Consider the following 25,370-nt stretch of genomic DNA (forward strand, 5'->3'; position numbering starts at 1 on the left):
CCTGAACGCCTCATGAAGACCACAACACCAGCGGCCACTACCGTCCTCTCCAGAACCACCCTGCTGCTCATGGCCACGGCCTGCGGTCTGTGCGCCGGAGCCAACTACTTCAACCAGCCCTTGCTCAACTCCATGGTCCGGCATCTGCAGATCAGCGATGCCCAGGCCTCCAGCACCGTGACCATGGCCCAGGTCTCCTACGGCCTGGGGCTGCTGTTTCTCGTGCCGCTGGGCGATATGCTGGAGCGCCGCCGCCTGGTTCTGACGCTGATGCTGCTGGCCGCCTGCGGCATGCTGCTCTCGGGTATCAGCGGCCTGGCAGGCAGTTTTGCGCTGCTGGCTGCCGGCACGCTGATGGCCGGTGTCTTCTCGGTGGCCGCCCAGGTACTGGTGCCCATGGCGGCCACCTTCGCCGCCCCCGGCACCAGCGGCCGCGCCGTAGGGCTGGTCATGAGCGGCCTGCTGATAGGCATTCTGGCCTCGCGCAGCGTGGCGGGGATCCTGTCCGATCTAGGCGGCTGGAGCACCGTCTACTGGGCAGGTGCCATCGCTACGGCCTTCATGGCCCTGCTGCTGGCACGTGCCCTGCCCAAGGCGGCTCCCGCCGCTCCCGTCAGCTATGGCGAAGTCATGAAGTCCCTGGGGGACTTGCTGCGCCGGCATCCGCGCCTGCGCAGCCGCGCGCTGATTGGCGGCACCGGCTTTGCCACCGTGAGCGTGCTGTTCTCCACCATGGCGCTGCTGCTGGCCGGGCCGGGCTTTGAACTCTCGGATCTCATGATCGGCCTGATCGGCATAGTCGGCATTGCCGGCGCACTGATGGCCAATGTGGCAGGCCGCATGGCCGACAAAGGGCTGGAGCAGTCCACCACGCTGGCCGGCGCCATTCTGATGCTGCTGGGCTGGCTGTGCCTGTGGCTGGGCGGCAGCAGCATCTGGTGGTTCATGCTGGGCCTACTGGTGGTCGACGGAGCCTTGCAGGCCCTGCACATCAGCAACCAGAACGTGGTCTATGCATTGGCGCCCGAAGCCAGATCGCGCCTCAATGCCGTCTATATGACCACGTACTTCCTCGGCGCCTCCCTCGGTTCGGCACTGGGCTCGTGGGCCTGGCTACACCATGGCTGGACCGGCACCAGTCTCATGGGAGGCCTGCTGGGCCTGCTCACCCTGACCATGGTGCTCTGGGATCGCTGCCTGCTTGAACGTTCACGCAGCTAATCAATTTTGATAGCTGTTAGCACTCTACCCATAAGCGATACAGCCAGAAATCATGAAAAAATCCCCGCAGAGCCACCACTCTGCGGGGATTTTTATCGGGGAGAACGAACCGCTCAGGCCAGCAGCGCGTTCACACGCTTGACATAAGCAGCCGGATCTTCGGGCATGCCGCCCTCGGCCAGCACGGCCTGGTCGAACAGTATCTGGGCCAGATCGTTGAAGTGGACCGAGCCGTCCAGCTTCTTGACCAGGGCGTGATCGGGATTCACTTCCAGCACCGGCTTGGACTCGGGCGCTGCCTGGCCGGCCTGCTTGAGCAGTCGGGCCAGTTGCAGGCTCATTCCGCCGTCGCTGACCACCAGGCAGGCTGGCGAGTCGACCAGGCGGCTGGTGGCGCGCACGTCTTCGGCACGGTCCTTGAGTGCTTCCTTGAGCTTGGCCAGCACGGGCTTGAAGGCTTCGGCGGCTTCCTCGGCGGCCTTCTTCTCTTCCTCGTTCTGCAGCTTGCCCAGATCCACGGCGCCCTTGGCCACGGACTGCAGCGGCGTGCCGTCAAAGTCGTGCAGATAGTTGAGCGCCCACTCGTCCACGCGATCGGTCATCAGCAGGACTTCGATGCCCTTCTTCTTGAACACTTCGAGCTGCGGGCTGTTCTTGGCCGCAGCCAGGGTGTCGGCCGTGATGTAGTAGATCGCGTCCTGACCTTCCTTCATGCGTGCCTTGTAGTCGGCAAACGATGTGTTCAGACCTTCGTGCGTGGTGGTGGCAAAGCGCAGCAGCTTGGCAATGCGCTCCTTGTTGCCGAAGTCCTCGCCCAGGCCTTCCTTGAGCACGGCGCCGAACTCGTTGTAGAACTGTGTGAACTTGCCTTCCTTGGCCTTGTCCTCTTCGCTGACCACGTCCTGCACGCCATCGGCAGCCTCGGCCGCAGCTTCGTGCCTGTCGTGCCGTGCCAGGTCTTCCAGCATTGACAGCACGCGCTTGGCCGAGCCATCGCGGATCAGGCGCACATCGCGGCTTTCCTGCAGCAGCTCGCGGCTCACGTTCAGCGGCAGATCGGCAGAGTCGATCACGCCCTTCACAAAGCGCAAGTACTGGGGCATCAGCGCCTCGGCGTCGTCCATGATGAAGACGCGCTTCACATAGAGCTTGATGCCGGCATGCTTGTCACGCTGGTACAGGTCGAACGGGGCCTTGGCGGGGATGTAGAGCAGCTGCGTGTACTCGGTATTGCCTTCGACTCGGTTGTGGCTCCAGGTCAGAGGGTCCTCGAAGTCATGGCTGATGGCCTTGTAGAACTCCTTGTACTGCTCTTCCGTGATGTCCTTCTTGGCGCGGGTCCACAGGGCGCTGGCCTTGTTCACGGTTTCCCATTCGCCGGTCTTGACCATCTCGCCGGGCTGATCGTTCTCGCCGTCCTTCCACTCTTCCTTTTCCATCAGGATGGGCAGGCTGATGTGGTCGGAATATTTGGAGATGACCTGCTTGAGCTTGTAGCCGTTGAGAAACTCCTCGGCGTCCTCACGCAGGTGCAGGATGATGCTGGTGCCGCGCTGGGCGCGTTCGATCTGCTCGATCTCGAAGTCGCCCGTGCCGCCGCTGATCCAGCGCACGCCGGCCGATGCCGGAGCACCGGCGCGGCGGGTTTCCACGGTGATCTTGTCGGCCACGATGAAGCCCGAGTAAAAGCCCACGCCGAACTGGCCGATCAATTGCGAATCGGCCTTCTGGTCGCCGCTGAGCTTTTCCATGAAGGCCTTGGTGCCGCTCTTGGCAATCGTGCCCAGATTGTCGATGGCCTCCTGCTCGCTCATGCCGATGCCGGTATCGGTGATGGTCAGCGTGCGGGCAGCCTTGTCGAAGGAAACGCGCACTTCCAGCTCAGGCTGATCGCCGTAGAGGCTGGCATCGCCCAGCGCCTCAAAGCGCAGCTTGTCGCAAGCATCCGAAGCATTGGAGATCAGCTCGCGCAGGAAGATTTCCTGGTTGGAATACAGCGAATGCGTGACCAGATGCAGCAATTGGGCCACTTCGGCCTGGAAGGAATGGGTTTGCTTTGTCATGTCTTTGTGAGCGAAAAACTGAAAATCAAAAGCCGCCCGGAGGTCCTCTCAAGGCGATTCGCAGTCATAGCTAGGGCCTGCCCCTGATATTTCAAGGGCTATTCGGGCAAGAAAAAAGCGCAAGTGCTTATTCAAAAAGAATAGCTACTTGCGCTTATCAATAAAGGGGCACAGGCCAATTTCACTGAAAAACTGCCCCCCCCCCCCCAAGCAAGAGACTCCGAGGAAGGGCCTGGGCGGCCCCGCCGTCCCGCAGCGAGGGTGTCGTCCCCCTCCCATAGCGCGCAGCGCGTAGAGAGAGGGGGAAGGCGCGAAGCGCCTCAGGGGGTGTCAGAAGTTTTCATGCGCAGCCAGATAGCGCCATTGGCCGGTGGGCAGATTGCCCAGGGTCACGCCGCCGATGCGGATGCGCTTGAGGCCCACGACCTTGAGGCCGACCTGTTCGCACATGCGGCGAATCTGGCGCTTCTTGCCTTCGGTCAGCACAAAGCGCAGCTGCTCGGGGTTTTGCCAGTCCACCTGGGCCGGCTTGAGCGGCTGCTCGTCCAGCGACAGGCCGTGGCGCAGCAGAGCCAGCTTTTCCTCGGGGAAGACGGACTGCACATCCACGTCGCGGTCGCCGAAGGTCACGCGCACCAGGTATTCCTTGTCGACTTCCGAGTCCTCGCCAATGATCTGGCGCGCCACGCGGCCGTCCTGGGTCAGCACCAGCAGGCCCACGGAGTCGATGTCCAGACGGCCGCAGGGAGCCAGGCCCTTGAGCTGGCTGAAGTTGAAGCGCGTCTTGCTGCGGTCTTCGTTCCAGCGGTTCTCGTTGGTGATCAGCACCACGGCGGGCTCATGGCCGTCCTCGGCCTGACCGCTGACATAGCCCATGGGCTTGTTCAGCAGGATGGTGACCTGCTGGTCCTGGCGCTCCTGAGCCTTCTGGTCGATCTCGATCCTGTCGCCGGGCACCACGTTCTGGCCCATGGTTGCGACTTCGCCGTTGACCGTGACCCAGCCGTTTTCCACCCACTCATCGGCTTCGCGACGCGAGCACATGCCCATGTCGGCAATGCGCTTGTTGATGCGCACGGCACCGGGACGGTCGTCCTGGCGCGCCTCCACTTCGGGCGCACGCTTGACGGGAATTGCGCGGTCCGAGCCATCGGCTGCGGGGCGATAGGTGCGAATGCCGGTCGTGGGACGGCGTGTGGCCTCCGACACAAACGAGCCCGGAATATGACGCTTTTCAGGCTCGCCACCACGCTCGCCACGGCGCTCGTCGTTGCGGCGGTCGTTACCGCGACGGGCATCCCCGCGACGGTCGTCACGATCAAAGGAGCGGCCTTCGGGACGGTCACCGTAGCCACGGTTCTGCGGACGATCACCAAAGTCGCGGCCTTGCGGGCGATCGCCACCACGGCGCTCGCCATCACGGGGCTGGTATTCGCGGCGTTCGCCACCTTCGGAGCGGTCTTGGCGACCAAAACCACGGTTTTGCGGACGGTCACCAAAGTCACGACCCTGAGGACGCTCATCGCGGCGGCCTTCAAAGCGATCACCGCCACCGCCACGACGTTCGCCGTCGCGTGGACGGAATTCACGGCGCTCGCCGCCTTCGGAACGCTCAGGACGGCCCTGGTCAGGACGGCCAAAACCGGACGAACGTGGACGGTCGCCAAAGTCACGACCGCCTTGCGGACGGTCATCACGGCGGTCGTCACGAGGACGGAATTCACGACGCTCTCCGCCTTCGGAGCGCTCAAAGCGGCCCTGGTCGGGACGACCAAAACCGGACGAGCGTGGACGGTCACCAAAGTCACGGCCGCCTTGAGGGCGGTCATCACGGGGACGAAACTCGCGGCGCTCGCCACTGCGATCACCATCACGCGACTCGCCATAGGGGCGGAAACCGCGGTCACCGCCGCCAAAGCGGCGCTCGCCGCCTTCGTCGCGATCGGCGCGGGGACGGCGCTCATCGCGCTGCGAGAAGCCGCCGCGACGTTCACCGTCGTCACGAGCAGGACGGCCGCCGTCCGGTCGACCAAAGCCGGAAGCGCGGGGGCGCTCGTCACGCTCACGCTGAGGGCGTGCGCCGCGCTCGCCACGCGGGCCTTCGCCGCGCGAGCCGCGATCGGAGCCGCGATCGGTGCCGCCTGCGGGCCTGGAGCCACGGGCTGCCGCAGGCTTTTCGGCCTTGGCTGGCTTGGCCGGTGCACGCAAAACAGGGCGCGCCGACGAGGAATCCGAGGGCGCGGAGGATTTGCCAGCACCAGGGGCGCCGGACTCTTTAGGAGGTTTGACTGACATTTGGGCGTAATTGTCTCGCGACGCGCGGGCGCGAGGCGAGAGTTATCCACAATTCCAGCGCGGAGCTAGGTTATAGGGCGTACCTCAGGCAAGCGCCTTGCGCGACGCGCAGAACTCTCCATGCCGCAGTGCCTCCAGGTCCAGTACGCGCAGGCCACCATACTCGATCTGGATCACGCGCTCGCGCTGCAGCACGGACAAGGCCTCGTTCACACGCTGACGCGACAGGCCGACCAGATTGGCCAGCTCCTGCTGGGTGATGCGCAGAATCTGCCCCACGCCGGGATAGAGCAAGGGGTTGAACAAGGCGGCCAGAGTGCGCGCCACGCGCAGATCGGGATTGCTCATGCGGTCGATCTCGCGCGCCGCGATGAACTGGCCCAGGCGCTCGTTGAGCTGGTTCATCACAAAACGGTTGAAACCTATGGAGTGATCAAGCAGCCAGTGGAACATGTCTATGGGCAGGCCGCCCACAACAGTCTTGCGGATGGCCTGCACGTTGTAGCGATAGGGCTCGCGCTTGATGACCGTTCCCTCGCCAAACCAGCCGCCGGGAGGCAGGCCGGCCAGCGTCATGCTGACTCCGTCGGCGCTTTCGGTGTTCATCTTGAGCAGGCCGTCGACCACGCCAAACCAGTAGGTAGGCGGGCGACCGGTGCGGCAGACATAGTCACCCGGCTCGGCATCGCCGACGAGCAGCACGCGTGCCACGTTTTCACGCTCTATGGGCAACAGAACGGGCCACCAGGGAATGCCATCGAGTTCTGAGCTCAAAGGCTTGCGCCGCCTTTGATGCAGGGACAGTTCTTGACTCATGCCCAGAAGCATTGCCAAAGCCGCGCTGGCGCAACAGCGGGATTTCCACGAGGCAGCAAATGCGCCATTTTCAGCAGCATTTGTTACAGCGGATTTTCACTATACAGGCTTTCCCTCAAATTGTCGTCAAACAGACATCCTGACGTCAAAGTCGCTCATAGCATGTCTGCAAGACTTTCGTGAAGGGTAGCCGCGGCGGCTCCAACCCCAACCAAGAGGATCAGGCATGACAACCACGTTCCCGCAACAGCTGCTCAAGCACGCGACAGAACGCCCCGATGCGCCCGCCCTGCGCGAAAAGGAGTATGGCATCTGGCAAACCTGGAGCTGGCGCGAAGCCGCACAGACCGTGCGCCACATGGCCTGCGGCCTGCGCGCACTGGGGCTTGAAAGTGGCCAGAACCTGGCGTTCATCAGCGATAACCGGCCCCATGTCTACATGGGCTTTCTGGCCGTTCAGGCCTGTGGCGCAGTGCCCATTCCGCTGTACCAGGATGCCGTGGCCGCCGAGATGCGCTTTGTGATGGAGGACGCGGAGATCGCGTTCGCCTTCGCCGAGAACCAGGAACAGGTGGACAAGCTGCTGGAAGTGCGCGAGAGCGTTCCCGGCATTCGTCACATCATCTATGACGATCCGCGCGGCCTGCGCAAATATGACCAACCCGGACTCATCAGCACCGATGAGCTGCTGGCCAAGGGCAAGGAATGGGATGCACGGCACGCGGGAGCCTATGAGGCCATGGTCCAGGCTGTCTCGCCCGACGATGTCTCGGTCATCCTTTACACCTCGGGCACCACGGGCAAGCCCAAGGGGGTGTGCCAGACCCACGCCAGCTTTGGCGAATCTGCCCGCGGCGGCGTGCAGACCGATGGCCTGAATGCTTCGGACAATGTGATCTGCTACTTACCGCCGGCCTGGGTGGGAGACCATCTGTTCTCGTTTGCGCAATGGCTGGTGGCGGGCTTCACCATCAACTGCCCGGAATCCGCCTCGACCATCGCCATCGACCTGCGCGAGATCGGACCCAGCTACTACTTTGCTCCGCCGCGCATATTCGAGGGCATGCTGACCTCGGTTTCCATTCGCATGGAAGATGCCTCGCCGCTCAAGCAATGGATGTATGCCAAGGCCATGGAGGTGGCACGTCGCGTAGGCTCGGACATTCTGGACGGCAAGAGCGTCAGTGCCATGGATCGCTTCAAATACCAGTTGGGCAGCTTGTTCATCTACGGGCCGCTGCGCAATGCTCTGGGCCTTTCGCGCATCCGCGTGGCCTATACGGCAGGCGCTGCCATCGGCCCCGAGCTGTTTCGCTTCTTCCGCTCCATCGGAATCAACCTCAAGCAGCTCTACGGTCAAACCGAAACCTGTGCCTATGTCTGCCTGCAGCGCGACCGTCAGGTGGAACTCTCCAGCGTGGGCCAGGCGGCTCCGGGCATCGAGCTCAAGATTGCCGACAATGGCGAGGTGCTGGTCAAGGGTGTGTCAGTGCTCAAGGAGTACTACAAGCGTCCCGACGCCACGGCCGAGGTGATCGACGCCAGCGGCTACTTCCATACCGGCGATGCCGGCGTGATCGACGCCAACGGCCAGTTGCGCATCATCGACCGCGCCAAGGATGTGGGCAAGACCAGCCGCGGCGCCATGTTCGCGCCCAACTACATAGAGAACAAGCTCAAGTTCTTCCCGCATATCAAGGAAGCCGTTTGCTTCGGCCATGGCAAGGACGAGGTCTGCGCCTTCATCAACATCGACTACGAGGCCGTGGGCAACTGGGCCGAGCGCCAGGGTCTGCCCTACGGCGGCTATGTGGACCTGGCCAGCAAGGCCAAGGTGCTGGAGCTGGTGGCCGACTGCATAGACAAGGTCAACGCCGACCTGGCCAGCGAGCCCGGCATGGCCGACACCCAGGTGGCGCGCTTTCTGGTGCTGCACAAGGAACTGGACCCCGATGACGACGAGCTGACCCGCACCCGCAAGGTACGCCGCAACTTCATCGCCGACAAGTACGGCGTGCTGGTGGATGCGCTCTACACCGGCAAGCAGCAGCAGTTCATCGAGACCCTGGTGAAGTTCGAGGACGGCCGCACAGGCAGCGTCAGCGCCACGCTGACCATCGTCGAAGCCAAGCTCCACCCGGCTGCCGCCTGAGAGGAATTTTCATGAATACAAGAACCAGCGGCGAAGTGATTCTGGACATCAAGAACATCAGTCTGCGTTTCGGCGGCGTCAAAGCCCTGACCGATATCTCGTTCAATGTCAAAGAGCACGAAATCCGCTCCATCATCGGCCCCAACGGCGCCGGCAAGAGCTCCATGCTCAACTGCATCAACGGCGTCTATACACCGTCCGAAGGCTCCATCACCTTTCGCGGCCAGACCTTCAGTCATATGAACAGCCGCCAGGTGGCCGAGATGGGTGTCGCACGCACCTTCCAGAACCTGGCGCTGTTCAAGGGCATGAGCGTGATCGACAACATCATGACCGGCCGCAACCTCAAGATCAGGAGCAACATCCTCATGCAGGCCCTGCGCATCGGCCCTGCGCAACGCGAGGAAATGCAGCACCGCGAGTTCGTCGAGCACATCATCGACTTTCTCGAAATCCAGGCTTATCGCAAGACTCCCGTGGGCCAGCTTCCCTATGGCCTGCAAAAGCGCGTGGACCTGGGCCGGGCCCTGGCCATGGAACCTCAGGTTCTGCTGCTGGACGAGCCCATGGCCGGCATGAATGTGGAAGAAAAGCAGGACATGTGCCGCTTCATCCTCGATGTGAACGAGGAGTTCGGCACCACCATCGTGCTCATCGAACACGATATGGGCGTGGTCATGGACATTTCGGACCGTGTCGTGGTGCTGGACTATGGCAAGAAGATCGGCGACGGCGCTCCCGATGAAGTACGCAACAACGAAGACGTGATCCGCGCCTATCTGGGCGCAGGCCACTGAAGGAGCAGTCATGGGATTTTTCTTAGAGACATTGTTCGGCGGCCTCATGGTGGGCACGCTGTATGCACTGATCGCCATCGGCTTTGTGCTGATCTTCAAGGCCTCTGGTGTCTTCAACTTTGCGCAAGGCGCCATGGTGCTGTTTTCGGCCCTGGCCATGGCGCGTTTTTCGCAATGGATTCCCAGCTGGCTGGGCATGGAGCCCGGTCTCGTCGGCAACCTGCTGGCCATCGTCGTCACCCTGGCGCTGATGGTGGTCGTGGCCTGGGTGATCGAGCGCCTGGCCCTGCGCCATCTGGTCAATCAGGAGCCCATCACCTTGCTGATGGCCACGCTGGGCATTGCCTATCTGCTCGACGGCCTCGGTCCCATGGTCTTTGGCAGCGAGGTCTACAAGATTGACGTAGGCATGCCCAAGGACCCCGTCTTCATCATGGACAGCCTGTTTCAAGGCGGCGTGATGATCAGCCTGGAAGACCTGTATGCGGCCTGCATCGCCGCCATTCTGGTGATCTGCCTGAGCATCTTCTTTCAGAAAACCAAGACCGGACGCGCGCTGCGTGCCGTGGCCGACGACCACCAGGCCGCCCAGTCCATCGGCATTCCGCTGTCGCGCATTTGGGTCATCGTCTGGTCGGTGGCCGGCGGCGTGGCTCTGGTCGTCGGCATCATCTGGGGCAGCAAGCTGGGCGTTCAGTATTCGCTGTCGCTGGTGGCCCTGAAGGCCCTGCCCGTGGTGATTCTGGGCGGCCTGACATCACTGCCCGGCGCCATCATCGGCGGCCTGATCATCGGCGTGGGAGAGAAGCTCTCCGAGGTCTACATCGGCCCCATGGTGGGCGGCGGCATCGAGACCTGGTTTGCCTATGGTCTGGCCCTTTGCTTCCTGCTGGTACGGCCCCAAGGTCTGTTCGGCGACAAGATCATTGACCGCGTCTGAACGGGGAGAACAAGAATATGTTTTATCGTGAAAACGGCCAGTTCAAGACCAGCTACGCGGCAGACCAGCAGATCTTCGGCGTCGCGCAGGACCGCTGGGTCATCCTGCTGGTGCTGGCCTTTGCCTTCCTGGCCATTCCCTTCATTGCCAGCGACTACACCTTTCAGGCGATTCTGATTCCTTTCGTCATCATGTCGCTGGCGGCGCTGGGACTCAATATCCTCGTCGGCTACTGCGGCCAGATTTCGCTGGGTACCGCCGCCTTCATGGCCGTGGGTGCCTATGCGGCCTACAACCTGCAGGCCCGCATTGAAGGCATGCCTTTGCTGGTAGCACTTCTGGGCGGTGGCGTGGTGGCCATGGCGTTCGGCGTGGTGTTCGGTCTGCCCAGCCTGCGCATTCGCGGCCTGTATCTGGCCGTGGCCACGCTGGCCGCCCAGTTCTTTGTGGACTGGCTGGCGACCCGCGCGGCCTGGGTGACGAACAACTCCTCTTCCGGCTCGGTCAGCGCCAAGCCCCTGGCCATTCTGGGCTGGGCCATCGACACGCCCATGGAAAAGTACCTGCTCTGCCTGGCAATTCTGTGTCTGCTCGGCCTGGCCGCCAAAAATCTGGTGCGCAGCTCTGTAGGACGTGAATGGATGGCCATGCGCGACATGGACGTGGCAGCTGCAGTGATCGGCATTCGCCCCACCTACGCCAAACTGTCGGCCTTTGCGGTCAGCAGCTTTATCGTCGGCGTGGCCGGCGCGCTCTGGGGCTTTGTCCACCTGGGTGCCTGGGAACCCGCGGCCTTCAGCCTGGACCGCTCGCTGCAGCTGCTGTTCATGATCATCATCGGCGGCCTGGGCTCGGTCGTGGGCAGCATCTTCGGCGCCGCCTTCTTCGTGCTGCTGCCGCTGCTGCTCAACCAGGTGCCCCACTGGCTGGGCCTGCCGCTGTCCACTGCCACGGCGACCTATCTCGAGCACATGATTTTTGGTGCGCTCATCGTGTTCTTCCTGATTGTGGAACCCCACGGATTGGCCAAGCTCTGGGCCACGGCCCGTCAGAAGCTGCGCGTCTGGCCGTTTCCGCATTGATATGAAACACCTCCTGAGTCGCTACGCGCCTTCCTCCTCTCTCGCTTCGCGGGAGGAGGACGACATCCTCGCGGCGGGACGCCCCTTGCTCGATGTCTCTGAGATGGCTGTTGCCAAATCCAAAGACAGTTTCCAATGCTTGAGCCCTAGCTCTTATTAATCAAGACACCGCAGAGTGCCTGCAACCGGGACAGCGTCCCATACAACCCAAGGAGACAGTCGATGATGTTCAAGAAAGTTGCGATTGCTGCCGCTGCTATTGCTGCAGGCATGGGAGCCTTGATGGCCTCGCCTGCGGCTCAGGCCCAGGAGCAGTTCGTGCCTCTGCTGGTGTATCGCACGGGCCAGTTCGCGCCCCTGGGTATTCCATGGGCGGACGGCAAGCAGGATTACCTCAAGCTGGTCAATGCCAAGGGTGGCGTCAACGGTGTGAAGATCAAATTCGAGGAATGCGAAACCGCCTATGACACGGCCAAGGGTGTGGAATGCTACGAGCGCCTCAAGAACAAGGACGGCGGCGCCTCGGGCTTTGACACCCAGTCCACCGGCATCACCTTTGCCGTGACCGACAAGGCTCCCGGCGACAAGATGCCGGTGGTCACCCCAGGCTATGGTCTGTCCCAGTCCGTGGACGGCAAGGTCTTCGAGTGGAACTTCCCGCTGCTGGGCAACTACTGGACAGCCGCCGACTCCATCGTGCAGGACATTCTGAAGAAGGAAAAAGGCAACCTCAAGGGCAAGAAGATCGCTCTGGTCTATCACGACTCGCCTTATGGCAAGGAGCCGATTCCGCTGCTGGAAAAGCGCGCCGCCAAGGATGGCTTTGAGCTGATCAAGCTGCCCGTGACCGCCCCCGGCGTGGAGCAAAAATCCACATGGCTGCAGATTCGCCAGAACCGCCCCGACTATGTACTGCTGTGGTCGGCCGGCGTGATGACTCCTACGGCCGTGCGTGAGGCGCAGGCCACGGGCTACCCACGCGAGAAGATGTATGCCGTCTGGTGGGGCGGCTCCGACCATGACGTCAAGGACATCGGTGCCGGCGCCAAGGGCTACAACACGGTGACCATCCACAACACGGCCGAGAGCGACAAGGTGCATGGCGACATCAAGTCCATGCTCTACGACAAGGGTCAGGGCACAGCCAAGGACGCCAAGGAACTGGGCCAGCTGGCACATACTCGCGGCATGGTGATCTCCATGCTGCAGGTAGAGGCCATCCGCACCGCTCAGGAAAAGTTCGGCAAGGGCAAGGTCATGACACCCGAGCAGGTGCGCTGGGGCCTGGAGAACCTGAACATGACGCAGGAGCGCCTGAACGAGCTGGGCTTCGGCAAGATCATCCGCCCCTTCAAGACCAGCTGCGACAACCACCTGGGCGCCGATTGGGCCCGTATTGCCACCTGGGATGGCAGCAAGTTCAAGGTGACTTCCGACTGGTACCAGGCCGACAAGTCCATGGTCGATCCGCTCTACAAGGAATTTGCGGAAAAGTACGCCAAGGAAAAGAACGTCAAGGTAAGAACCTGCACCCCCTGAGGCGATTCACGCCTTCCCCCTCACTGGCGCCAAGCGCCTGAGGGGGACGACGGCGCGGCCTGCCCAGGTCCTTGCTTGATGTCTCTGACCAAGGCCCGCCTCGTCGCAACCGGATTTATAAAAATCAGCCTCGAGCGCTTATCCATAAAGTGCAGACAGCTATCTATTTTGAGTTATCAGGTGACCGCATGACCGATATCGCGCACACAGTTTCCACTTCTGCCCAGACCGCACCGCTGGTGGAAGTCAATGGCATCGAGGTCATCTACAACCATGTGATCCTGGTGCTCAAGGGCGTCTCGCTACAAGTACCCCACCAGAGCATCGTGGCTCTGCTGGGTGGCAATGGCGCAGGCAAGACCACCACGCTGCGCGCCATCTCCAACCTGCTCAAAGGCGAGCGCGGCGAAGTCACCAAGGGCGGCATTACGCTGGAGGGCGAGCAGATCGCCAACCTCTCGCCCGCCGAACTTGTCAAGCGCGGAGTGGTCCAGGTCATGGAAGGACGCCACTGCTTCGCCCACCTGACGATCGAAGAAAACCTGCTCACCGGCAGCTACACACGCACGGACAAGGGCGAGATTGCAGCCAATCTCGAGAAGGTCTACAACTACTTCCCGCGCCTCAAGACCCGGCGCACCAGCCAGGCGGCCTACACCTCGGGCGGCGAGCAGCAGATGTGTGCCATCGGCCGTGCGCTGATGAGCAACCCGCGTATGGTTTTGCTAGACGAGCCTTCCATGGGCCTGGCGCCGCAGATCGTGGACGAGGTCTTTCACATCGTCAAAGACCTCAACAGCAAGGAAAAAGTCACCTTCCTGCTGGCCGAACAGAACACCAACATGGCGCTCAAATACGCCGACTACGGCTACATCATGGAAAGCGGGCGCATCGTCATGGACGGCTCCGCCAAGGATCTGGCCAGCAACGAGGACGTCAAGGAGTTCTATCTGGGCGTGGGCGGCGGCGAACGCAAGAGCTTCAAGGACGTCAAGAGCTACAAACGCAGAAAACGCTGGTTGGCTTGATGGCGGCCCCCTGAGGCGCTTCGCGCCTTCCCCCTAGGGGGACGACAGCCTCGCTGCGCGGCGGTGCTTGCTCGCTGTCTCTGGCTTGGTGCGCGCCAGTTTTTAGCTTGCGCCCATTGACTTCCGTTTTGCTTGCAGATTTTCTCTACAGGATTTGCCATGAGTGATTTCTACGATGCCCTGGAAACCCGCAGCCCCGAACAGCGCGAAGCCGACTGCATGGCCAGCCTGCCGCTGCAGATTGCCCATGCACAGCAGCGCTCCAGCGCTTTTGCCGAAATTCTCAAAGGTGTGGATGCATCCCGTATCACCAGTCGCGCAGCGCTGGCCACCTTGCCTGTGACGCGCAAGAGCGAGCTGCTGGAGCGCCAGGCCGCACAGCGTCCGCAGCAGATTTTTGGCGGATTCAATGCCATTGGCCTTGGCCACGACATGCCCAGGCTGTTTTCCAGCCCCGGCCCCATCTACGAGCCCGAAAGCCGCCGCCCCGACTACTGGCGCATGGCCCGCTCCATGTACGCCGCAGGCTTCAGGGCTGGTGAGCTGGTGCATAACTGCTTCAGCTATCACTTCGTGCCCGCCGGATCGATGATGGAAACCGGCGCCCAGGCCCTGGGCTGCACGGTGTTTGCGGGCGGCACGGGCCAGACCGAGCAGCAGGTGCAGGCCATGGCCGATCTGCGGCCTGCAGCCTATGTGGGTACGCCCAGTTTTCTGAAAATCATTGTGGAAAAGGCCCTGGAGATGGGAGTGAAGCTGCCCAGCCTGACCAAGGCCATGGTCAGCGGCGAAGCCTTCCCTCCCTCGCTCAGCCAATGGATGCGCGAGCATGGCATAGATGCCTACCAGAGCTATGGCACGGCCGATCTGGGCCTGATTGCCTATGAGACCAGCGCCCGCGAAGGTCTGGTGCTGGACGAGGGAGTGATCGTGGAGATCGTGCGCCCCGGAACCGGCGACCCTGTGGCGGAGGGCGAGGTGGGCGAGCTGGTCATCACCACGCTCAACCCCGACTATCCGCTGATCCGCTTTGGCACGGGTGACCTCTCGGCCTATCTTCCGGGAACCTGCCCCACGGGCCGCACCAATGCCCGCATCAAGGGCTGGATGGGCCGCGCCGACCAGACCACCAAGGTGCGCGGCATGTTCGTGCATGCCAAACAGGTGGCCGAGGTCGTCAAGCGCTTTCCGCAGATCGTCAGGGCCAGGCTGGTGGTGACGGGTGAGATGGCCAACGACCAGATGCAGTTGCTGGTTGAAACCACGGAAACCGCACCGGGCTTTGCCCTGCAGGTGATCGACGCCTTGCGCGAAGTCACCAAGCTGCGCGGCGAAGTGCAGATGGTGTCTCCCGGCAGCCTGCCCAATGACGGCAAGGTGATCGAGGACGCGCGCTCCTATCAGTGAAGCCCTGAAGAGCTGCCGGCATTCGGCTGGCTCTGCGGCCCAAAGGTTTTGTACAGGGGCTTTTGTACTGGGACTTGAGCTTGGCCAAGCCCCTGCACATGTGTCGCCAATACGCGACAGGCAATCGGTTTGCTTTAACGCAAATGCAATGTGATCGCCCGCTCCATCAAGGGATAACACTTAGAAAATAACAAAAACCCCACAGATTAGCGCTACCTAGAATCCGGCTTTACGTCACGACAAGTCAACCGTCCTGGTCTGCTTGCACATTATTTTTAGGGAGACACTGTGAAAACTATTTTCAAGATCGCCACCATCGCTCTGGCCGCCACCGCAGCCATCAGCAGCCATGCCGACAGCTACCCAGCCGCTGGCAAGACGATCACGATCATCGTGCCTTTCACGGCAGGCGGCCCCACCGACAAGGTGGCTCGCGACCTGGCCGAATCCATGCGCAAGCAGCTTAACAATGCCACCATCGTCATCGACAACGCAGACGGTGCCGGCAGCACGATTGGCACGGCCAAGGCCGCACGTGCACGCAATGACGGCTACACGCTGCTGCTGACGCATATCGGCATGTCCACCATCCCGACGCTGTACCGCAAGCTGTCCTTCAACGTACTCAACGACTTCGAGTACGCCGGCATCATCAACGATGTGCCCATGACGCTGATCGGCCGCCCCACCCTGCCCGCCAAGAACTTCGCCGAAGTCAAGGACTGGGTCAGCAAGAACCAGGGCAAGGTGAATCTGGCCAACGCCGGCGTGGGCTCGGCATCGCACCTGTGCGGCCTGATGTTCCAGGCCTCGCTGCAGCAGGACATGACGCCCGTGCCCTACAAGGGTGCTGCTCCTGCGATTGCCGATCTGATGGGCAACCAGGTGGACCTGCTGTGCGACCAGACCACCAACACCACTTCGCAGATTGCCGCCAAGAAGGTTCAGGCCTATGCCGTGACCACTGCCAAGCCTCTGACCACGCCTGCACTCAAGGACCTGCCCACGCTGCAGTCCCTGGGCCTGAAGGACTTCAACGTGACCATCTGGCACGGTCTGTACGCGCCCAAGGGCACGCCTGCCGATGTGGTGCAGAAGATCAACGAGGCCATGAAGGCTTCGCTCAAGGACCCCGAGTTCATCAAGCGCCAGGAAGCCCTGGGAGCCGTGATTGCCACCGACGACCGTACCAACCCTGCGGGCCACAAGAAGTTTGTGGAAGCCGAAATCGCCAAGTGGGGCAAGGTCATCAAGGCCGCCGGCATCTACGCCGACTGAGAACGCACGATCCGTTCAACGCAAAAAAGCCTGCATCTGCAGGCTTTTTGCATGGGGCGACCGAAGAAGGCCGCTTACCAGGTCACTTCCTTGCCATCGGCGGCGCTGCGCCTGAGCATGTCGACAAAAGGCACGATGCGCCGGCCAAGGGCCACGCCGTCCTGATTTGCAGGCACGGCATCCTCCTCCTGCGCTTCGTCTTGCGGCTGCGCACGTCTGGCCGCATCTTCGGCGGCAGCAGCCTCCAGCGCGACGATGGCGGCCGGAATCTGCTCCACGGTGATGATGCCATGCACCTCATCGGGAGACTTGCCGATGATTTCCAGCAGCTTGCGGCCGTTGGCGTCCAGCATGATGAGGTCTGCCGTGGCACGCGATTTGAATTTGTAGGGCATGGAGCGATTCCTTCAACGGTAGATGTATTCGCGGTTGAAAGGATAGCCGCTCTGCGCACCCGCCATCGCACCGCTGCGCAGATCGCCATCGGGTTTGCTGCACAGCATCTGATGCAACGCAATCCAGCCATGCTCGAAGCCCATGGCCGAGCCCGCCAGATAAAGACGATAGGCACGCAAAGCCTTGGCGGCCTTTTCCTCGTCGTACTGGGCTTGCAAAATGCTTTGAGCTTCGCCCAGCCTGGCCTCCAACCCATCCGACCAGGCCCAAAGCGTGCGCGCGTAATGCGGGCGCAAGTTCTCGGTATCCACCATTTCCAGTCCGCTGGCCGCCAGATCATGCAGCACGCGGCTGACATGCATGAGCTCGCCACCGGGAAAGATGTAGCGGTTGATGAACTCGCCCATGCCGGCACCCAGCTCCACATTGCTGACACCGCCCGCCGTGATGCCATGGACCAGGGCCAGTCCGCCGGGCCTGAGCATGGAATAAATGGTTTCGAAGTATTCCTGCAGATTGGCGCTGCCCACATGTTCGAACATGCCGACTGAGCCGATCTTGTCGAACGGCGCCACATCACCCATTTGCCGGTAGTCGCGCAACTCGACCTGAACCTTGCCCTGCAGGCCCTTCTCGGCAATCAGACGCTGCACATGATCGAACTGGTTGCACGACAGTGTGATGCCGTGGGCCTGCACGCCATAATGCTCGGCCGCCCAGAAGATCAGCCCGCCCCAGCCAGAGCCTATGTCCCAGAAGCGCTCTCCGGGCTGGAGCTTGAGCTTTTTGCAGATGTGATCGAGCTTGGCCTCCTGCGCCTGCGCCAGGCTCATGCCCTGCTCTTTGTAGTAAGCGCAGGAATAGACGCGGCGCGGATCCAGCCACAGTGCGTAGAAGTCGTCGGAGAGATCGTAATGAAACTGAATCTGCTCGGCATCGCGGGTCAGCGTGTGCATGGCCAGCGACCTGGCCTTGGAGACCGTCTGCCCCAGCCAGGAGGGCGTATGACCGACCGGATCGCCGCGCAGCAACCCGGCCGCTGCCGCCATGATGTCGCGGGAGCTGCCCTTGACCTCCACCCAGCCTTCGACGATGGCCGAACCGATCGAGCCGATCTGGCCGTCCAGCAGCGCCGCAACAGCCTTGGGAGAGCGAAAAATGAGTTGAACCGCACTGTGTTCAGGCCCGATACGCTCGCCCGAGGGAAGCTGTATCGATGCAGTCACAGGAAGTCTTGCTAGCAGCGGCTCCAATGTGCTCAACAGGTTTTTCATGAAAACCATTGTTCACATCGACTATGGCAGGGTCAAGACGGAAAACATCCCTGCCGAAAACTGCCTCCAGGTCTGGCAGAGGATCAGTTACGGGCTTTCACCAGCCTGTCGTAGGCCTTGAGGGTGGCGGGGGCCACAGACTGCAGCACTTGTTCATAAGCCGTCTTGTGACGCGCCAGCAAGCGCATGGAAGCAACGGTGCGGCTGCGGCAGAACCAGTGGCAGGTGTGCTGCATCAGCATCAGCTCGGCCGTCATGGTGAAGGCTCGGCGCTTGCGCTCTTCCTCGTCGGCCGCCTCACCCACACGGGCAGCCGCCAGTGCCTGGGCATGAAGCTTCATGGTCTCGCGCACATCCATGGTGGCCGAAGGCAGGACCCTGGTCATATAGGGCAGCGCCAGCGGCAGGGTGCTGGCACGCGTCTGCTCGGCCGGCAAGGTGGCGAATTCATCCGCGAAACGCTGAAACTGGCTCACCAGACTGCTCTCGGTATTGGCCAGCACGGGCCAGATCTGTTCACGCCTCTGCGCATCCTTCTCACCGATGACACGCAGATATCCCTCCATCAGATTGGCCATGAGCTTCTCGATCTGAAAGCGTGCCAGATGCTGGGCCAGAAGCTGGGTGTGCTGACGCTGCTCCTGCTTCTTGAGCACGTAGAGCACGGTGGTGACAATGATGGCGAGCGTTAGAAAATCCATGAAGCGAAACCAGACAGGCGGACAAGCGCAATGAGAAAAAGGATGAGTGTAGTCAGCCTGAGGGCTTTGCTGGGAATTAGTGCCGCAATTGCAGGCCTGACGGGCTGCAGCAGCGCCGGCTATTACTGGCAAGGTTTCAAGGGACAGATGCAGATTCTTCAGGCCGCACGACCTATTGATGACTGGCTGGCAGAAGACAGTACCTCCGCAGCACTGCGTCAGCGCCTGCAGACCGCGCAACAGATGCGCCGCTTCGCCAGCCGGGAGCTGGCTCTGCCCGACAACGCCAGCTACACCCGCTACGCTCAGCTGCAGCGTCCGTTTGCGGTCTGGAACGTGGTGGCAGCCCCGGCCTACAGCCTGGAGATGCACCAATGGTGCTTTCCCGTCACCGGCTGCATTGCCTACCGAGGCTACTTCAGCAAGAGCGACGCACAGGCGCAGGCACGAACGCTTCAGTCCCTGGGGTTGGAGACCAGCGTCTATGGCGTGCCTGCCTACTCCACGCTGGGCTATCTGAACTGGCTGGGCGGCGACCCCTTGCTCAGCACCTTCACCTCCTGGCAGGAGGGTGACTTTGCCGGCCTGCTGTTCCACGAACTGGCCCACCAGCTGTTGTATGTGAAGAATGACACGGCCTTCAACGAATCCTTTGCCACCACGGTGGAACGCATGGCCACGCCCTTGTGGCTGCACAGCCATGCCAGCGCCGCCACGCAACAACGTTGGCAACAGAGCCTGCAGCGGCGCGAGCTATGGCAACAGCTGACGCGCGAGACCCGCCAGCGCCTGCAACAGATTTATGAACAGAAAAATACCGAAGCCTTTGATGCCAAAGTGCTGGAAGCCATCAAAAGCAAAGTATTTGACGAATTCCGCGCCACTTATGCGCAACTCAGAGCGCAATGGATTGCCAGCGACGAGCCCCTGCTGACCAGCCTCGCCCTGCGCGAGCAGTATTACCGGCGCCTGACCCAGACCGATGAATGGGTGGCCCAGGCCAATAACGCCAGCTTCGGTGCCCTGGCCGCCTATGACGACTGGGTGCCGGCCATGACTCGCTGGTGGCAGCAACTGCGCGGCGAAGGCCCGGCCACTCCCGAGACCTGGCGCAGCTTCTATGCGCAGATGCACGAGCTGGCAGCCTTGCCTGCTGAAGAGCGCAAGCTGCGGCTATGCGCCCAATGGGGAAAAGCGGCAGAAACAGCGACTCAGTGCCAATAAATACTTCAAATTGACACAAAACAATTTTTTACAAGGGTTAACCATGTAGGAGGCTTCAGCGGTTTTTAAGAAAGTCCCGCCAGACTTCTCCGATACCTATTTTTTGCCGTCCACCGTGGCTACCCAAGACTCCGTTTCTGCCCCATTTTTCAAGGGGCTTTTTCAACCTCGCACGCCTCAGTTCATCGCTCTGGCCCTGGCCATCTGGCTGACACTGACGGCGAACTGGGCCCTGTGGCTGCGCCTGCCTTCCCTGGATGGCTATCACGGCAGTCTGGCCCTGCTGGCCCTGCGGGTTGTGCCGCTGGTGCTGGGCGCCAGCCTTCTGCTGACCTCCTTGTTTGCCTGGCCGCGCTTTACCAAGCCGTTCTGGGTGGCGCTGCTGCTGGTGGCGGCCAGTTCCCAGTACTTCATGGTCAGCTACGGCACCGTGATGGACAAGGGCATGATTCACAACATCCTGCAGACCGATGCGCGCGAAAGCTCGGACTTGTTCAACATCAAGCTGCTGGCCGAGGTGTTGATCATCGCCATACTGCCAGCCATCTGGCTGTGGAAAACCCCGCTCAAACGCGCCAACAGCGCCTGGCGCAATATGCTGCGCACCGCCTTGCTGCTGCTGGGCGGCATTGCCCTGATAGCCGCATCGCTGGCCGTTTCCTACCGCGATCTGGCCCCCGTGGTGCGCAACAATCTTTGGCTGCGCTACATGATCAACCCGATCAACCCCGTGCTGTCCGCAGCCTCGGTGGCGCTGGATCCTCTGCTCAACAAGCCCAGGCCTTTTGTCAGCATCACGGGCGGCGCGGCCCTGGGTGCCAGCTATGCCGCAGCCCAGAAACCGCCGCTGCTGGTGCTGGTGGTGGGCGAGACTGCACGCTCAAAGAATTTCAGCCTCAACGGTTACGAGCGCGATACCAACCCCGAGCTGGCCAAGCGCGATGTGCTGAGCTGGCGCAATGCCCGCTCCTGCGGCACCAGCACCCGCGAATCGGTGCCCTGCATGTTCTCCAACCTGGGCCGCGAAGGCTTTTACGCCTCCAAGGTCGAGCATGACAACCTGCTCGACGTGCTGCAGGCCGCCGGACTGGCCGTGCTTTGGGTGGACAACCAGGCAGGCTGCAAAGGCGTGTGCAAGCGTATCCCCATGGCCGATACCGCCGACAGCGTGAATACGCCGGCCGGCAAGACGCTGTGCGCCCAGGATGGCGAATGCCTGGATGCTCTGCTGCTCAGCGGCCTGGACGAGCGAATCGCCAAGCTGGACCCCGCACGCCGGGCAAAGGGCCTGGTTCTGGTCATGCACCAGATGGGTAGTCACGGTCCCGAGTACTTCAAGCGCTCCACTGCAGACCTCAAGGCTTTCAAGCCCGAGTGCGCCACCAATGCACTGTCCAGCTGTTCGCAGCAAAGCGTGGTCAATGTCTACGACAACTCCATTCGCTATACCGACCACTTCCTGGCCCAGACCATAGACTGGCTCAAGACCCAGCAAAACCAGTTTGAAACCGGCATGTTCTACATGTCAGACCATGGCGAATCGCTGGGCGAGCTCGGTGTCTATTTGCACGGCATGCCTTACGCCATGGCGCCCGACGATCAAAAACATGTGCCCATGATTGCCTGGCTGGGAACGCTGGGTGCGCGCACCGGCCTGAATCAGGCCTGTCTGAGCAAGACTCTGGACCAGCCGCTCTCGCACGACAACCTGTTCCATACGGTGATGGGATTGATGGATGTCACTTCTCCAACCTACAAGCAGCCTCTGGATGCATTTGCCAGCTGCCGCACGGCCAGCTAGCCATTGACTGCGCAGCACAAAAAAAGCCTGCCGGATGCACGATCCGGCAGGCTTTTCCGCTTTCAGCAGCTGCGTATCACTCGCCCTGAGAGCCGCGGCGCGCCCAGCCCGTGGTGTGCTTTTCCAGCAGGTTGAACAGCTCGTACATCACCATGGCCATGGCTCCCACCACGATCAGCCCCGCAAAGGCCAGGCCCATCTGCATGGAAGAGCCAGCGGAGACCAGCAGATAGCCGATACCCTCGTTGGCAGCCGTCATCTCGCTGACCGTGGTGCCGACGAAGGCCAGCGTGATCGCGACCTTGAGCGAGCCGTAGAAATACGGCAGGGAGCGCGGCAGGCCGACCTTGATCAGCACGTCCCAGCGCTTGGCTCCCAGCACGCGCAGCACATCCTCCAGTTCGGGCTCCAGCGTGGCCAGACCCGTGGCGATATTGACCATGATGGGGAAAAAGCTGATCAGAAAGGCCGTGAGAATGGCCGGGCCTGCGCCGATGCCGAACCAGACCACCAAAATCGGCACGAACGCTGCCTTGGGCAAGGCGTTGAAAGCCGTCATCAGCGGGTAGAAGGCCGCATAGGCCAGACGCGAGGAGCCGATCAGAAAGCCCAGCAGCACGCCCACCACGATCGCCAGGGCAAAGCCTGCCATCGTCACCCAGTAGGTGCGCCAGGCATGCATGGCAATCGTGCCCGCAAACTCATAGAGCTGATGGCCAATGGCCCAGGGGCTGGGGAAGATGAACTCCGAGACGCCTAGGCCCGAACAGATGATCTGCCAGAGCAGGACGATCAGCAGCAACAGCAGCCAGGGAGCCCAGCGCTCGGCGGTTTTTTGATGTTTCATGATGCGCCTTATTGAGGAATGGCGGCAGCGGTTTCGGGGCCGCTCTTGCGCAGGGCGCCGATATGGCCGCGCAGCTCGTAGACGATGTCCGAGAACTCGGGGGTATAGGTGACCTCCAGATCACGCGGGCGCGGCAGGTCGATGTCGCGGCGCACCACGAAGCGGCCCGGGCTCTTGCTCATCACATAGACGGTATCGGCCAGGAACACGCTCTCGCGCAGATCATGGGTGACCAAGATCACATTGAACTTCTGCTCGGCCTGCAGGTCGCGCAAAATGCACCACAGCTCTTCGCGCGTGAAGGCGTCAAGCGCGCCAAAGGGCTCGTCGAGCAGCAGCATCTGCGGCTCGTGAATCAGGGCGCGGCAGATGCTGGCGCGCTGCTGCATGCCGCCGGAAAGCTGCCAGGGAAACTTGCGCTCATAGCCTGCCAGACCCACCTTGCCCAGCAGCTCTATGGCACGCGCCTCGTATTCCTTGCGCTTTTGCTTGAACTGCGAGCGGTGCGGCTCCACGATCTCCAGCGGCAGCAGCACATTGTCCAGCGTGGTACGCCAGGGCAGCAGCGAGGACGACTGGAACGCCATGCCCGAGATCTTGAGGGGCCCTGTCACGCGCTGGCCATCGACCGTGATGCGGCCCATGGACGGCATCTTCAGGCCCGTGGTGAGCTTCATGAAAGTGGACTTGCCGCAGCCCGAAGGACCGACGATGGCAATGAACTCACCGCGCTGCACCGTGAGATCGATGGCTTCCACCGCAAAGTGGTTGGCCTGCAGCAGCTCTTCGTTATAGGCCAGCCAGACGTCCTTGAATTCGACGAAGGGCCGGGCAGCTTCTGTATCTGATGATTTCATAAAAACAGGCTGCAGCGCCTGTCACAAAAGCGCATACAGCTATCAATCAATGAGCAATTACTTCTTGGGGAAAACATCGAGATCCGCGACGGGCGGCAGGAAGCGGCCGTTCCAGAGCGTCTCGGGGTTCACGCGTGTCTTGGTCGCATAGACGTCCGAGATCTGGGACGCCATCAGCGCCATGCGTGTGGGGCTGACCTGACCAAAGCCTTCGCCGCGCGCATCGGCGGTGTTGATCACCGTGTCGATCGCCAGCTGCAGGCGGCGGGTTTCCAGAGCGGTGTTGACGATGCCGTCGCGCTCCTTCACATAGGCGATGGCGGAGCCGGGGTTGGCCATGACTTCCTTGGCACCCTTGCTGAAGGCCTTGAGGAAGGCACGCACGGCTTCGGGGTTCTCGCGCACCAGCTTGGCGCTGGCGATGATGGCGTTGCCATAGAGCTTGACGCCATTGTCGGCAAACGGCATGACCGCCACATCGGCCGCCTTGACGCCACGAGCCTCCAGGTTCAGCAGCGAAGTAAAGGTAAAGCCCGTGATGGCATCGATATCGCCGCGCACCAGCATGGTCTCGCGCAGCGGCGGATCCATGGTGGTCCATTGCACATCGCCGACCTTGTTGGCCTTGGCAAACAGCGGGAAACCGCGTCGGCCTGCATCAAAGACCGGCGCTCCCAGCTTCTTGCCCGTCAGGTCCGCCGGCTTGGCGATGGCGCTCTTCTTGAGCGCCATGACCGAGGCCGGCGTGTTGTTGTAGACCATCATCACGGCCACGGGCTTGTCCTTGACTTCGGGGTTGTTGGCATGAAACTCCATGAGCGCGGCCAGATCGGCAAAGCCCATGTCGTAGGAGCCCGATGCCACGCGCTGGATGGCGCCGCCCGAGCCGCTGCCGGCATCCACCGTCACATTGAGCCCTGCGGCCTGGAAATAGCCCTTGGCGACTGGCTGCAGAAACAGCGCCGCAGGCCCTTCAAAACGCCAGTCGAGCTGGAATTTTATGGGCGTTGCGGCAAAGGCTGCCGTGGCGCTGGCAAAGCTGCCCAGGGCCAGAACGGATTGCAGGAACAGGCGCTTGGTTTGCATGGTGGCTTCCCTCTCTCTATGTCAACGAATTGCGGTTGAATGCGTGCCGGGGCTCAGACTTTCCAGGCGCCCTGGTGTGAACTGCTGGCCTCTTCGATCAAGGCCGGCCCGATACATTCGATGGTGTGCGAAGCGGTCTGAAACACATCGCGGCAGGACAGCTCGGCATCCTTCTGATCGAGCCGCTCGCCACGGAACACGCGCAGCCGCTCGGCATCGATGCCATAGACCACGCGGCCGATGGCGGACCAGAAGATCGCGCCGGCACACATCACGCAAGGCTCGGCAGACGAGTACAGCGTGGCGACGGCCAGCTCATCGCGGGAATGCAGGGGGCTGGCCAGGCGGATGGCGGACAGCTCGGCATGGGCCGTGCAATCGCCGCTCTCGCCGTTGGCATTGCTGGCCCGGGCCAGCACGCGTCCGTCGGCCGCCACGATCAGCGCTCCAAACGGCCGGTTGCCGCGCTCGCGCGCCGTATCGGCAAGCGCAATGGCTTCACGCAGATAGCGGCCATCGCTGTCGCTCAAGGTCTGGGCTTGAGGCAGGGACATGGAGGCTTCCTC

Annotated in this window: 21 protein-coding genes; 11 read left to right on the forward strand and 10 right to left on the reverse strand. The window is 61.9% G+C overall.

What is annotated here, in order from left to right; genetic code table 11:
* The first annotated feature begins 12 nt into the window (after nucleotides 1-12).
* Complete coding sequence (locus tag FSY45_RS05315; RefSeq protein WP_046460511.1) at nucleotides 13-1,221, forward strand: MFS transporter; 1,209 nt, start codon at nucleotides 13-15, stop codon at nucleotides 1,219-1,221.
* 113 nt (nucleotides 1,222-1,334) lie between these two features.
* On the opposite strand, the gene htpG is transcribed toward FSY45_RS05315, so the two are convergent.
* The 3 genes from htpG to FSY45_RS05335 all read right to left on the reverse strand — a co-directional run bounded on the left by htpG (nucleotide 1,335) and on the right by FSY45_RS05335 (nucleotide 6,395).
* The gene (gene htpG / locus FSY45_RS05320; protein ID WP_034377265.1) at nucleotides 1,335-3,284 is read right to left on the reverse strand and encodes a molecular chaperone HtpG; all 1,950 of its coding nucleotides are present in this window, start codon (nucleotides 3,282-3,284) and stop codon (nucleotides 1,335-1,337) included.
* Between the two features lie 330 nt (nucleotides 3,285-3,614).
* Complete coding sequence (locus FSY45_RS28170; protein WP_223305690.1) at nucleotides 3,615-5,579, reverse strand: pseudouridine synthase; 1,965 nt, start codon at nucleotides 5,577-5,579, stop codon at nucleotides 3,615-3,617.
* Between the two features lie 84 nt (nucleotides 5,580-5,663).
* Nucleotides 5,664-6,395 carry a Crp/Fnr family transcriptional regulator gene (locus FSY45_RS05335; protein ID WP_003068662.1) on the reverse strand — a complete coding sequence of 244 codons (732 nt, stop codon included), beginning with the start codon at nucleotides 6,393-6,395 and terminating at the stop codon, nucleotides 5,664-5,666.
* A gap of 226 nt (nucleotides 6,396-6,621) precedes the next feature.
* On the opposite strand from FSY45_RS05335, the gene FSY45_RS05340 reads away from it, so the two are divergent.
* The 8 genes from FSY45_RS05340 (at nucleotide 6,622) to FSY45_RS05375 (ending at nucleotide 16,618) form a co-directional block, all read left to right on the forward strand.
* On the forward strand, nucleotides 6,622-8,547 hold the full coding sequence (locus FSY45_RS05340; RefSeq protein ID WP_046461686.1) for a long-chain fatty acid--CoA ligase: 1,926 nt from the start codon (nucleotides 6,622-6,624) through the stop codon (nucleotides 8,545-8,547).
* 11 nt (nucleotides 8,548-8,558) lie between these two features.
* Nucleotides 8,559-9,344, forward strand: coding sequence for an ABC transporter ATP-binding protein (locus tag FSY45_RS05345; RefSeq protein WP_003068658.1), 786 nt, complete (start codon nucleotides 8,559-8,561; stop codon nucleotides 9,342-9,344).
* Between the two features lie 10 nt (nucleotides 9,345-9,354).
* Nucleotides 9,355-10,284: a branched-chain amino acid ABC transporter permease gene (locus FSY45_RS05350; protein WP_039050110.1), complete on the forward strand. Its 930-nt coding sequence runs from the start codon at nucleotides 9,355-9,357 to the stop codon at nucleotides 10,282-10,284.
* Nucleotides 10,285-10,301: 17 nt separating this feature from the next.
* Complete coding sequence (locus tag FSY45_RS05355) at nucleotides 10,302-11,366, forward strand: branched-chain amino acid ABC transporter permease (protein WP_003068654.1); 1,065 nt, start codon at nucleotides 10,302-10,304, stop codon at nucleotides 11,364-11,366.
* A 222-nt stretch (nucleotides 11,367-11,588) separates the two neighbouring features.
* Entirely contained in the window at nucleotides 11,589-12,905 is a 1,317-nt protein-coding gene (locus FSY45_RS05360; protein WP_046461685.1) for an ABC transporter substrate-binding protein, read from the forward strand.
* Nucleotides 12,906-13,093: 188 nt separating this feature from the next.
* Nucleotides 13,094-13,933 (forward strand): ABC transporter ATP-binding protein, encoded by an 840-nt coding sequence (locus FSY45_RS05365; RefSeq protein ID WP_012840001.1) that lies wholly within the window; start codon nucleotides 13,094-13,096, stop codon nucleotides 13,931-13,933.
* A 159-nt stretch (nucleotides 13,934-14,092) separates the two neighbouring features.
* On the forward strand, nucleotides 14,093-15,340 hold the full coding sequence (locus FSY45_RS05370; RefSeq protein ID WP_003068645.1) for a phenylacetate--CoA ligase family protein: 1,248 nt from the start codon (nucleotides 14,093-14,095) through the stop codon (nucleotides 15,338-15,340).
* A gap of 288 nt (nucleotides 15,341-15,628) precedes the next feature.
* Entirely contained in the window at nucleotides 15,629-16,618 is a 990-nt protein-coding gene (locus FSY45_RS05375; protein WP_003068642.1) for a tripartite tricarboxylate transporter substrate-binding protein, read from the forward strand.
* Between the two features lie 74 nt (nucleotides 16,619-16,692).
* Here the strand turns inward: FSY45_RS05375 and FSY45_RS05380 are convergent, their stop codons facing one another.
* From FSY45_RS05380 to FSY45_RS05390, 3 genes are all read right to left on the reverse strand, one after another.
* Complete coding sequence (locus tag FSY45_RS05380; RefSeq protein ID WP_003068640.1) at nucleotides 16,693-17,013, reverse strand: DUF1840 domain-containing protein; 321 nt, start codon at nucleotides 17,011-17,013, stop codon at nucleotides 16,693-16,695.
* Nucleotides 17,014-17,025: 12 nt separating this feature from the next.
* On the reverse strand, nucleotides 17,026-18,297 hold the full coding sequence (locus FSY45_RS05385; protein ID WP_046461684.1) for a cyclopropane-fatty-acyl-phospholipid synthase family protein: 1,272 nt from the start codon (nucleotides 18,295-18,297) through the stop codon (nucleotides 17,026-17,028).
* A 74-nt stretch (nucleotides 18,298-18,371) separates the two neighbouring features.
* Nucleotides 18,372-18,989, reverse strand: coding sequence for a hypothetical protein (locus FSY45_RS05390; protein ID WP_046461683.1), 618 nt, complete (start codon nucleotides 18,987-18,989; stop codon nucleotides 18,372-18,374).
* A 42-nt stretch (nucleotides 18,990-19,031) separates the two neighbouring features.
* On the opposite strand from FSY45_RS05390, the gene FSY45_RS05395 reads away from it, so the two are divergent.
* Both FSY45_RS05395 and FSY45_RS05400 read left to right on the forward strand, forming a co-directional pair.
* Nucleotides 19,032-20,213 carry an aminopeptidase gene (locus FSY45_RS05395; protein ID WP_046461682.1) on the forward strand — a complete coding sequence of 394 codons (1,182 nt, stop codon included), beginning with the start codon at nucleotides 19,032-19,034 and terminating at the stop codon, nucleotides 20,211-20,213.
* 115 nt (nucleotides 20,214-20,328) lie between these two features.
* Complete coding sequence (locus FSY45_RS05400; protein ID WP_223305689.1) at nucleotides 20,329-22,014, forward strand: phosphoethanolamine transferase; 1,686 nt, start codon at nucleotides 20,329-20,331, stop codon at nucleotides 22,012-22,014.
* A 76-nt stretch (nucleotides 22,015-22,090) separates the two neighbouring features.
* Here FSY45_RS05400 and FSY45_RS05405 read toward each other — a convergent pair whose 3' ends face one another.
* The 4 genes from FSY45_RS05405 to FSY45_RS05420 are packed head-to-tail and all read right to left on the reverse strand — an operon-like array spanning nucleotide 22,091 to nucleotide 25,358.
* Nucleotides 22,091-22,861 carry an ABC transporter permease gene (locus tag FSY45_RS05405; protein WP_003068629.1) on the reverse strand — a complete coding sequence of 257 codons (771 nt, stop codon included), beginning with the start codon at nucleotides 22,859-22,861 and terminating at the stop codon, nucleotides 22,091-22,093.
* Between the two features lie 8 nt (nucleotides 22,862-22,869).
* A complete protein-coding gene (locus FSY45_RS05410) occupies nucleotides 22,870-23,718 on the reverse strand; it encodes an ABC transporter ATP-binding protein (protein ID WP_046461680.1) in 849 nt (282 codons plus the stop codon).
* 57 nt (nucleotides 23,719-23,775) lie between these two features.
* Entirely contained in the window at nucleotides 23,776-24,804 is a 1,029-nt protein-coding gene (locus FSY45_RS05415; protein ID WP_046461679.1) for an ABC transporter substrate-binding protein, read from the reverse strand.
* A gap of 53 nt (nucleotides 24,805-24,857) precedes the next feature.
* Nucleotides 24,858-25,358 (reverse strand): nucleoside deaminase, encoded by a 501-nt coding sequence (locus FSY45_RS05420; protein ID WP_046461678.1) that lies wholly within the window; start codon nucleotides 25,356-25,358, stop codon nucleotides 24,858-24,860.
* Nucleotides 25,359-25,370 lie beyond the last annotated feature (12 nt).

The sequence above is a fragment of the Comamonas sp. Z1 genome, assembly GCF_008121555.1.
GTDB lineage: Bacteria > Pseudomonadota > Gammaproteobacteria > Burkholderiales > Burkholderiaceae_C > Comamonas > Comamonas thiooxydans.

Bases quoted from the DNA above. Each gene is read 5' to 3' on its own strand.
- FSY45_RS05315 (WP_046460511.1), top strand. From the start codon at position 13: ATGAAGACCACAACACCAGCGGCCACTACCGTCCTCTCCAGAACCACC.
- htpG (WP_034377265.1), bottom strand. From the start codon at position 3,284: ATGACAAAGCAAACCCATTCCTTCCAGGCCGAAGTGGCCCAATTGCTG.
- FSY45_RS28170 (WP_223305690.1), bottom strand. From the start codon at position 5,579: ATGTCAGTCAAACCTCCTAAAGAGTCCGGCGCCCCTGGTGCTGGCAAA.
- FSY45_RS05335 (WP_003068662.1), bottom strand. From the start codon at position 6,395: ATGAGTCAAGAACTGTCCCTGCATCAAAGGCGGCGCAAGCCTTTGAGC.
- FSY45_RS05340 (WP_046461686.1), top strand. From the start codon at position 6,622: ATGACAACCACGTTCCCGCAACAGCTGCTCAAGCACGCGACAGAACGC.
- FSY45_RS05345 (WP_003068658.1), top strand. From the start codon at position 8,559: ATGAATACAAGAACCAGCGGCGAAGTGATTCTGGACATCAAGAACATC.
- FSY45_RS05350 (WP_039050110.1), top strand. From the start codon at position 9,355: ATGGGATTTTTCTTAGAGACATTGTTCGGCGGCCTCATGGTGGGCACG.
- FSY45_RS05355 (WP_003068654.1), top strand. From the start codon at position 10,302: ATGTTTTATCGTGAAAACGGCCAGTTCAAGACCAGCTACGCGGCAGAC.
- FSY45_RS05360 (WP_046461685.1), top strand. From the start codon at position 11,589: ATGATGTTCAAGAAAGTTGCGATTGCTGCCGCTGCTATTGCTGCAGGC.
- FSY45_RS05365 (WP_012840001.1), top strand. From the start codon at position 13,094: ATGACCGATATCGCGCACACAGTTTCCACTTCTGCCCAGACCGCACCG.
- FSY45_RS05370 (WP_003068645.1), top strand. From the start codon at position 14,093: ATGAGTGATTTCTACGATGCCCTGGAAACCCGCAGCCCCGAACAGCGC.
- FSY45_RS05380 (WP_003068640.1), bottom strand. From the start codon at position 17,013: ATGCCCTACAAATTCAAATCGCGTGCCACGGCAGACCTCATCATGCTG.
- FSY45_RS05385 (WP_046461684.1), bottom strand. From the start codon at position 18,297: ATGGTTTTCATGAAAAACCTGTTGAGCACATTGGAGCCGCTGCTAGCA.
- FSY45_RS05390 (WP_046461683.1), bottom strand. From the start codon at position 18,989: ATGGATTTTCTAACGCTCGCCATCATTGTCACCACCGTGCTCTACGTG.
- FSY45_RS05395 (WP_046461682.1), top strand. From the start codon at position 19,032: ATGAGTGTAGTCAGCCTGAGGGCTTTGCTGGGAATTAGTGCCGCAATT.
- FSY45_RS05405 (WP_003068629.1), bottom strand. From the start codon at position 22,861: ATGAAACATCAAAAAACCGCCGAGCGCTGGGCTCCCTGGCTGCTGTTG.
- FSY45_RS05410 (WP_046461680.1), bottom strand. From the start codon at position 23,718: ATGAAATCATCAGATACAGAAGCTGCCCGGCCCTTCGTCGAATTCAAG.
- FSY45_RS05415 (WP_046461679.1), bottom strand. From the start codon at position 24,804: ATGCAAACCAAGCGCCTGTTCCTGCAATCCGTTCTGGCCCTGGGCAGC.
- FSY45_RS05420 (WP_046461678.1), bottom strand. From the start codon at position 25,358: ATGTCCCTGCCTCAAGCCCAGACCTTGAGCGACAGCGATGGCCGCTAT.